The 904-nt window shown below is 39.0% G+C and carries 1 protein-coding gene; it reads right to left on the bottom strand.

The features are described from left to right. The coding region (locus L3049_RS21525; protein WP_275111902.1) for a cadherin repeat domain-containing protein at positions 1 to 904 on the bottom strand (904 nt) is incomplete at both ends.

Raw genomic sequence — 904 nt, 5'->3', positions numbered from 1 at the left:
CGTATCAATATCAGCGATATCTTTTCCAGTGATTAGGTGATCCGTATCTCCTCCGCCTGGCGTTGTGCCATCTGCTTCAGTGATTACAATCTCAAAATCTTTACTAGTTGTAGATAAATCTGTACTGGTTGCTTTTACATTTACTGTTGCTTTGTGATCAGTCAAATCAGTAGAGTCGTAATCGATGTTGCCTTTTACAGTAACCACTCCAGTTTCAGAATCAATCTGGAACCAGCCGTGGAAATCATCAGTCAACTCGTAAGTTACCTTATCGCCATCTTCATCAACAACATTAGCTGTCAAATGAACGATGTCATTAATAGCTGCGTTTTCTGAAATGGTATTTGAATCAGTATCGATATCTACAATATCTTTTCCAGTGATTAGGTGATCCGTATCTCCTCCGCCTGGCGTTGTGCCATCTGCTTCAGTGATTACAATCTCAAAATCTTTACTAGCTGTAGATAAATCTGTACTGGTAGCTTTAACCGAAACTGTTGCTTTGTGATCCGTTAGATTTGTAGAATCGTAATCAATGTTGCCTTTTACAGTAACCACTCCAGTTTCAGAATCAATCTGGAACCAGCCATGGAAATCGTTAGTCAACTCGTAAGTTACCTTATCGCCATCTTCATCAACTACATTAGCTGTCAAATGAACGATGTCGTTTGCTGATGCATTCTCTGAAATTGTATTTGAATTTGTATCAATATCTGCAATATCTTTTCCAGTGATCAAGTGATCCGTATCTCCTTCACCTGGTGTTGTACCATCGGCTTCAGTAATCGCGATCTCAAAATCTTTGCTAGTATGAGATAAATCTGTACTGGTAGCTTTTATGCTTACCGTCGCTTTGTGATCAGTCAAATCAGTAGAGTCGTAATCGATGTTTCCTTTTACAGTT

It is taken from the genome of Labilibaculum sp. DW002, from assembly GCF_029029525.1.
GTDB lineage: Bacteria > Bacteroidota > Bacteroidia > Bacteroidales > Marinifilaceae > Paralabilibaculum > Paralabilibaculum antarcticum.
The sequence above is the reverse complement of the archived record's forward strand: the minus strand, read 5'-3'. Positions and strand labels throughout refer to the sequence as shown.